Here is a 7,527-nt window from a genome sequence, read left to right on the forward strand (position 1 = left end):
GCTGGGGAAATTGCTGGCGAGAGAACCCAGGCTTCCCGGCGAAGGCCATGCGATACCGAGGCTACGAAGGCTTCCCCCTCGCGGCACCGACAACACGACGTTTCTGCGTTCCTCCCGGATACCGGCACGCCTTTGCGCCGGTTCTCGCGGTCGCCTCCCAAAGCAACCTTGGGAGCAGAGTAGGAGTGTTCAAATATTAGTTCTATTTAGAAAATAAGATTTTTTGTTTAATTTTTCTAACAAGCCTTCAGGCCGATTTGCGCAACATCAGATCGGCACTGAGAAGGATGCGTTCCCGCATCCGCGTCGTGTCATCCGCCTCTTCATTCAGCTTCTGCAACAGAAGCTCGATCGACAGCCTGCCGATCTCGTTATAATTCTGTGCCACCGTGGTAATTGGCGGGCAGGCATAACGCGACAGTGGATGATCGTCATGGCCGGCGACCCTGAGGTCGTAATCCGCCCCATGGCCGACCTTGATGCCCTTCTGAAAGGCGGCGGCAATGACGCCGAAGGCGATACGGTCGTTCGAGCACAGGATGGTGCGCGACGGCAGAAGCTCCCTTCGGTCCAGCAGCCGGCCAGCTTCGTCAAAGGCGAAACGCTCGAAATCCCAGGTAACGATATCGGGAACGTTGAGCACATGCGGTTCGAAACCGAGGCGCTGCATGGCCTCAACATAGGCGGTGCGGCGCGTCGCCGCGTTGGTGTTGACCTGCGGCATATCGAAGAAACAGGGCGGCTCACCCGAGCGGCAGAGGTAGTCCACCATCAGGCCGACACTCTGGCGGTTGTCGGTGCCGACAAAGGCCGAGGTCTCATCGAGCGGCGAATCGACATAAACGATCGGAATGCTGGCCCCCAGCTGTTCGAGCGTGGCGCGGTGGGATTTGACGCCGAGCGGGGCGATGATCGCGCCTGCGACATTCATCGACTTGAAGGTGCGGATGGCACGGTCTTCGATTTCCGCCTTGCCATCCGACGACAGCACGAAGGCAAGAAAGCCAGCCTCGTTGGCGATGAGTTCGATACGGCTCGTCAACGCCATGTAGAACGGGTCGGTCGAGTTCGGAATGATGATGCCGATGATATTGGAGCGGCGGCGGTTGAGGTTGACGGCGAAAATATTGGGCCGGAAGCCCGATTTCTTCAGCGCATCCTCGATGGCATCCCGCGTCTTCTTGCGGACCGAGGCCGGATCATTGAAGTATTTCGAAACGGTCGGGCGGGAAAGGCCGACGAATTCCGAGAACTCTTCCATCGTCCTGATAGATTTGGCCAAAGTGCTTGCCCCCATGAAATATTACATGTGGTACTCTATATCGACCGGCCTTCGCACGAAAAGCCGGTCGAATACGGTTATCAACGGCCAAACGATCATTCGGCTGCAAATTGCACTTTCATCGTGGCGGGATCGGACGGCTTTTTCGTAAAGAACGGCAACATCTCCGAAAGCGGCAGCCGGTGCGACACCAGCCGCGCCATGATATCGCCATCCGTTTCCAGAATGGCGAGCGCCTGCGGTATGTTGCGGTTCAGCGAATGCGAGCCGACAAGCTTCAGCTGACGGCGAAAGATTTCGAAGGGCGCAACCGAAATGCGGGCATCCGGCGCGCAAACGCCGAAGAACAGCGCCGTGCCGCCATCGGCAACCAGCGGGATCATCGCTTCCGCAACAGCCGCGATGCCGGTCGCATCCGCGACGAAATCGAACGCCTTCTGTTGCCGGAGCAGCGCTTCAGACCCGGAAACCGCTGCCTGAAGGCCGAGTTCTTCGGCGAAGGCCAGTCTGCTTTCGTTGATATCGGCAATCGTCACCGTCTCGATGCCGCGCGCTTTCAGCGACAAAGCAAGCAGCAGGCCGATGGGACCTGCACCGAAAACAAGGGCGTTGTCTGGCACCGGCCCGCTCTCGCCGATGCCCGCACTCTGCATGCCGTTGACGACGCAGGCGAGCGGTTCGGCAAGTGCGGCGACATGATAGGGCATGGAGCCGATGCCGTGCAGATGATCGGCGCGCACCACGCTGAATTCCGCAAAACCGCCATTATGGGAAACACCATAGGCCTTCAGCGTGCTGCAAAGATTGGTCAGCCCCTTACGGCAGCTCGGGCAGGTGCCGCAGGGCAGATTGGGATCGACCACCACCCGGTCACCGGTCTTTATGCTCGTTACATCGGCGGCCACGGCCGCGACTTCACCGGCATATTCATGCCCCGGAATAACCGGAAAGGCACCGTCGCCGTAACGCGCGTGAAGCACATCGATATCGGTGTGGCAAAGCCCCGAAGCCTTGACGCGCACGAGCGCATGGCCCGGCGGCAGATCGGCAACGGGAACTTCCGCCAGAACGGCCTGTCCCTTCTCGATGAATTGAATGGCATGCATGGTCATCTCCGGCTTTTCAGCTCATCCAGTTGCCGCCGTCGACATTATATGTCTGGGCGAGAATATAGTCGCTGTCGGAAGAGGCGAGGAAAACCGCCAGCCCCTTGATGTCATCAGGCGTCGCAAAACGGCCGATCGGCACGGATTTCGCCACTGCCGCCTTCTTCTCACCCGGCTTCAGGCCTTCCCATTTGGCGAATTCCGCATCGACCACTTCCCAATGCTCACCATCCACCACGCCGGGTGCAATGGCGTTGACATTGATGCCGTGCTTGACGAGCGCCAGCGCCGCCGACTGCGTGGCGGAAATGATCGCGGCCTTGGAGGCGCAATAAAGCGTGACGAGCGCTTCGCCGCGCCGGCCGGCCTGGCTCGCCATATTGATGATCTTGCCGCCGCGCGCCCGCTCGATCATGACATTGGAGACGGCCTTCATCATGAACAGCGGTCCCTTGAGATTGATGTCGAAGACCCGCTCATAACTCTGTTCGGTAATGCCATTGATCGGGGCCATGTCGAAGATCGCGGCATTGTTGACGAGAATATCGATGCCGCCGAATTCCTCATCCACCGCCTTCACCACGGCGTCGATCTGACCAAGGTCAGTCACGTCGAGCCGTACGGCCTTGGCGGAAGGGCCGATAGCGGCGGCGGAGGCAGTCGCCCTGGCAATATCGATATCGGCGATGATGACCTTTGCGCCCTCATCGGCGAAAGCCTGCGCAAAACCAAGGCCGATGCCGCGGGCAGCGCCGGTAATCAGCGCGACCTTGTTCTTCAATCTCATGTCGATCTCCGTGATGCATGGCAGGTACTTGGCCATGCTCGCTTGTTGTCAGATGCAATTTTTCCGGCAACCGCGAACACGGAACACCGGGTAACGATTAGATGTGACAGCACGCCCTACACCCCCTCATTCCTGTGCTTGTCACAGGAATCCAGCCGACGCGCGTCTGCGTGGCGAGAGAGTCCTTTTCAGCCCAAAGACTTGGGCTGGGTGGATTCCTGTGACAAGCACAGGAATGAGGGCGGCGGGTGCGACAGCCCCACCCATGCCGCCCGCCGCCAAAGTGACGAACGGGCGGCACGCCGGGAGGACGCGGCTACTTGATGTAGCCCGCGCGGGTCATGTCACGCTCGACCTGTTTCTGCGCGCCTTCGAGCGCCGCATCCACGGTCTGCTGGCCGGAAAGGGCTGCCGCGATCTGCTGGCCGACAATCGTGCCGATGGACTGGAATTCCGGAATGGCGACGAACTGCACGCCGGTATAGGGAACCGGATCCTTGGTCGGTTTGGACGGGTCAGCCGACATGATGGCTTTCAGCACCGTATCCGCAAATGGCGCCGCCTTCTTGTATTCCGGCAGGTCATAGGTGGATTTGCGCGTGCCGGGCGGCACCGCGACCCAGCCTTCGCTTTCGCCAACCGTCTTCACGTAATCCTTCGAGGTCGCCCATTTGACGAAGGACTTGGCGGTTTCGAGCTTCTTGGAAGTGTTCGGGATTGCAAGGTTCCACGACCACGACCAGCTGGAGCCGTTCGGCGTTGCCTCCACCGGAGCGCGCGTGAAAGCAGTCTTGTCGGCAACCTGGCTCTGCTTGGGATCATAGACCCGGCCCGCAGCCGAGGTAGCGTCGATCCACATGGCGCAGCGGCCGGATGAAAACAGCGTCTGGTTCTCGTTGAAGCCGTTGGCTGCCGCACCGGGCGGGCCGTAGGAGGTCATCAGCGCCACATAATCCGAGATCGCCTTTTTCCACGGCTCGCTCGTCAGCTGCGGCTTCCAGTCCATGTCGAACCAGCGGCCGCCATAGGTGTTGATCATGGTGCCGAGGAAAGCCATGTTCTCGCCCCAGCCCGGCTTGCCGCGCAGGCAAATGCCATATTGCTGCTTCGACTTGTCGGTCAGCTTGGCGGCGAAATCCTTGATCTGGTCGTAGCTCGGATTGTCAGGCATTTTCAGGCCGGCAGCGTCGAACAAGTCCTTGCGGTAAAGGGTGAACGAGCTCTCGGTATAAAACGGCACGGCATAAAGCTTGCCGTCCACCGTCAGGCCCTTTTTGATCGGATCGAGCAGATCGGCGTAATCGTAATCGTCGCCGAGATCATCAACCGGCGCCAGCCAGCCCTGCTTGCCCCAGATCGGCGCTTCGTATCCGCCGATGGTCATGATGTCGAACTGGCCGCCATTGGTGGCGATATCGGTGGTGACGCGTTCGCGCAGGACATTCTCTTCCAGCACGATCCAGTTGATCTTGTTGCCTGTTTCCTTCTCCCAGGCGCTGGAAAGCTTCTGCATGATGATCATGTCGCCATTGTTGACGGTGGCGATGTTGATTTCTTCCGCCTGCGCAAGTCCGGCCAAAAGGCCCGCTCCTCCTTTACGGATGTCCACGCATAACAATACATGCGTAAATTTTTATCTCGCAAACTCACGCCACTTGTCAACATCCAAAAATAAACGATGACGCGAGAACATACGGGCATATTACCCTAATCGTTTGTTTTAACGCCAATAATAGCACTAAAAATTATTGCCATACCAATTTCACTTGCTGCGTTGCAACAAAATTTCTGCCAAACAATATCTTGACGCGCGTAAATTTTAACTGCTATCCGAAAAACAACAGAGCCGCGATGCCGGGGGTTTGCACCCCGCATGGATGGAGCCGAATGCATATGGAGGAGACGATGAGGCAGGTATCCGCACTGGCGCCGCACGCGAAGGGCCCGACGATTACGGCGGGTGAAATCCTCGTGGAAATCATGGCGACGACGGCGGGCGACGGCTTTCTGGAGCCACAATCGCTGATCGGCCCTTTCCCGAGCGGCGCACCCGCCATCTTCATCGATCAGGTGGCACGCTGCGGCGGAACCGCCGGCATCATCGCGGCGGTGGGCGATGACGATTTCGGCCGCCTCAACATCGAACGGCTGCGCCGCGACGGCGTCGACATATCGGCCATCGCCACCATAGAGGACCGGCCGACCGGCAGCGCTTTTGTCCGCTACAGGGAGAACGGCGCGCGGGACTTCGTTTTCAATATCGCCCATTCGGCGGCGCGCGAAACGCGCATGACGGTTGAAGCAAAGGCTCTCATCGAACAGGCGGGTCATGTGCACGTCATGGGATCGGCATTTGCGATTGCCGGTATCGGCGAGATCATTCTGGAGGCGATCAAAAGCGTCAAGGCGCGCGGCGGCTCGGTATCTTTCGATCCGAACATCCGCAAGGAGCTGGTGCAGGGCAATGAGGGTCGCAAGCTGATCGATGATCTCCTTGGTGTCACCGACCTTCTGCTGCCTTCCGGCGAAGAACTTCAGGCAGCCTCCGGTCTTGATGATGAGAACGCAGCGATAGAAAAGCTCCTCGCCTCCGGTATCGGCGAGATCGTGCTGAAACGCGGTGCCGGCGGGGCAAGCCACTTCAGCCGCGCCCATGGCCGCATCGACGCCCCCGGGCTGACGGTCACCGAAATCGACCCGACCGGTGCGGGCGACTGTTTCGGCGCAACCTATCTCACCTGCCGCCGCCTCGGCATGCATCCCGAAAAGGCGCTCGCTTATGCCAATGCATCAGGCGCGCACAACGTTATCAGGCGCGGCCCGATGGAGGGCGCCGCCAGCCTTTCCGAACTCGACGCCTTCCTGGCCGCACAAACTTCCGGAGAAGCCCGATGACCGGCATATTGGAAAACCTTGCCGCCGCGCGCCGCGCCGGCAAGCCCGCGGGTATCACCTCGGTCTGCTCCGCCCACCCCGTTGTTCTGCGCGCCGCGATCCGCCGCGCCGCCGCCAGTCAAACAGCCGTGTTGATTGAGGCGACCTGCAATCAGGTCAATCACCTCGGCGGTTATACCGGCATGACCCCGCGCGACTTCGTTGCCTTCGTCAACGCCATTGCGCAGGAAGAAGGACTGCCCTCAGAGCTGCTGATTTTCGGCGGCGATCATCTCGGCCCCAATCCCTGGCGCAGGGAGAAAGCCGAGGATGCGCTGACAAAGGCCGCCACCATGGTCGAAGCCTATGTAACAGCGGGTTTTCGCAAGATTCATCTGGATGCATCGATGGGCTGCGCCGGCGAGCCGGCGGCGTTGGATGACGTGACGATTGCCAACCGCGCCGCGAAACTCGCGGCCGTCTCAGAAAAGGCCGCCACCGATGCCGGCCTGCCGAAACCGCTCTACATTCTCGGCACCGAAGTGCCGGTGCCGGGCGGCGCCGATCACGTGCTCGACACGGTGGCACCCACGGAGCCGCAGGCGGCGCGCCAGACCATCGATCTTCACCGCGAGATATTCGCACAGCACGATCTTTCCGATGCGTTCGAACGGGTCATCGCCTTCGTCGTGCAGCCCGGCGTGGAATTCGGCAGCGACAATGTCGTTGCTTATGATCCGCAGGCAGCCACGGCGCTCAGCGCGGTGCTGGACGGCGAACCGCAACTGGTCTTCGAGGCACATTCGACGGATTATCAGACGAGACCAGCGCTAGCCGCTCTGGTGCGCGATGGATATCCGATCCTGAAAGTCGGTCCTGGCCTGACTTTCGCTTATCGAGAGGCGCTTTATGCTCTCGATATGATCGCATCCGAGATGGTCGGCGATTATGGCGAGCGGCCGCTGGCGCGGACCATGGAAAAGCTGATGCTCGGCGCACCCGGCGACTGGCAGGGTCATTACCATGGTGATGACATCACGCTCAGATTGCAGCGCCACTACAGCTACAGTGATCGAATCCGCTATTACTGGACGAGGCCGGAGGCGCTCGCGGCCGTTTCCGCCTTGCATAAGGCGCTTGAAGGGAAGACAATTCCCGAAACGCTGCTGCGCCAATATCTCGGCGAGTTGCCGCTCGCCACGGTTGCGGGCAAGGATATGGAGGAGGTTCTGGTCGCGGCGGTGGATCAGGTGCTGGCGACCTACCATGCGGCGACGGGCGAAGGTCGCCACTGAGGCAATCGTTGAATTAGGATGCCCCGGCGGAGACGTTGCGGGGATGGTCAGGGAGGGAACTACCAATGGCAACCCGAAACACGAGCGGTCTTGCGCGGGTGATGCTTGCGCCATCGGTGCTGTTATTGCTGGTGTGGATGATCGTTCCCCTGGCGATGACGCTGTGGTTCTCGTTCCAGAACT

General features: G+C 60.0%; 6 protein-coding genes and 1 pseudogene. 3 read left to right on the top strand and 4 right to left on the bottom strand.

The window, feature by feature from the left end:
• Window positions 1-247: 247 nt before the first annotated feature.
• The 4 genes from OK142_RS21495 to OK142_RS21510 all read right to left on the bottom strand — a co-directional run bounded on the left by OK142_RS21495 (window position 248) and on the right by OK142_RS21510 (window position 4,697).
• Window positions 248-1,261, bottom strand: a complete 1,014-nt coding sequence (locus OK142_RS21495) for a LacI family DNA-binding transcriptional regulator (protein ID WP_003499958.1) — start codon at window positions 1,259-1,261, stop codon at window positions 248-250.
• 116 nt (window positions 1,262-1,377) lie between these two features.
• Entirely contained in the window at window positions 1,378-2,388 is a 1,011-nt protein-coding gene (locus tag OK142_RS21500) for a D-altritol 5-dehydrogenase (RefSeq protein ID WP_498685060.1), read from the bottom strand.
• A 16-nt stretch (window positions 2,389-2,404) separates the two neighbouring features.
• On the bottom strand, window positions 2,405-3,175 hold the full coding sequence (locus OK142_RS21505) for a galactitol 2-dehydrogenase (protein WP_313609467.1): 771 nt from the start codon (window positions 3,173-3,175) through the stop codon (window positions 2,405-2,407).
• Between the two features lie 316 nt (window positions 3,176-3,491).
• Window positions 3,492-4,697, bottom strand: a complete 1,206-nt coding sequence (locus tag OK142_RS21510; RefSeq protein ID WP_498685070.1) for an ABC transporter substrate-binding protein — start codon at window positions 4,695-4,697, stop codon at window positions 3,492-3,494.
• A gap of 365 nt (window positions 4,698-5,062) precedes the next feature.
• On the opposite strand from OK142_RS21510, the gene OK142_RS21515 reads away from it, so the two are divergent.
• From OK142_RS21515 to OK142_RS21525, 3 genes and pseudogenes are all read left to right on the top strand, one after another.
• Window positions 5,063-6,070, top strand: coding sequence for a tagatose kinase (locus OK142_RS21515; protein WP_498685063.1), 1,008 nt, complete (start codon window positions 5,063-5,065; stop codon window positions 6,068-6,070).
• On the top strand, window positions 6,067-7,344 hold the full coding sequence (locus OK142_RS21520; protein WP_216332385.1) for a D-tagatose-bisphosphate aldolase, class II, non-catalytic subunit: 1,278 nt from the start codon (window positions 6,067-6,069) through the stop codon (window positions 7,342-7,344). Before OK142_RS21515 ends, OK142_RS21520 begins: the two co-directional genes overlap by 4 nt.
• A gap of 65 nt (window positions 7,345-7,409) precedes the next feature.
• Window positions 7,410-7,527: pseudogene (locus tag OK142_RS21525) on the top strand (sugar ABC transporter permease); the annotation flags it as partial.

This window comes from Agrobacterium sp. BT-220-3 (assembly GCF_025910175.1).
Taxonomy (GTDB): Bacteria; Pseudomonadota; Alphaproteobacteria; order Rhizobiales; family Rhizobiaceae; genus Agrobacterium; species Agrobacterium oryzihabitans.

What these genes read in the sequence shown, in the direction of transcription:
- OK142_RS21495 (WP_003499958.1), bottom strand. Translation starts at nt 1,261, where the DNA reads ATGGAAGAGTTCTCGGAATTCGTCGGCCTTTCCCGCCCGACCGTTTCG.
- OK142_RS21500 (WP_498685060.1), bottom strand. Translation starts at nt 2,388, where the DNA reads ATGCATGCCATTCAATTCATCGAGAAGGGACAGGCCGTTCTGGCGGAA.
- OK142_RS21505 (WP_313609467.1), bottom strand. Translation starts at nt 3,175, where the DNA reads ATGAGATTGAAGAACAAGGTCGCGCTGATTACCGGCGCTGCCCGCGGC.
- OK142_RS21510 (WP_498685070.1), bottom strand. Translation starts at nt 4,697, where the DNA reads ATGATCATCATGCAGAAGCTTTCCAGCGCCTGGGAGAAGGAAACAGGC.
- OK142_RS21515 (WP_498685063.1), top strand. Translation starts at nt 5,063, where the DNA reads ATGCATATGGAGGAGACGATGAGGCAGGTATCCGCACTGGCGCCGCAC.
- OK142_RS21520 (WP_216332385.1), top strand. Translation starts at nt 6,067, where the DNA reads ATGACCGGCATATTGGAAAACCTTGCCGCCGCGCGCCGCGCCGGCAAG.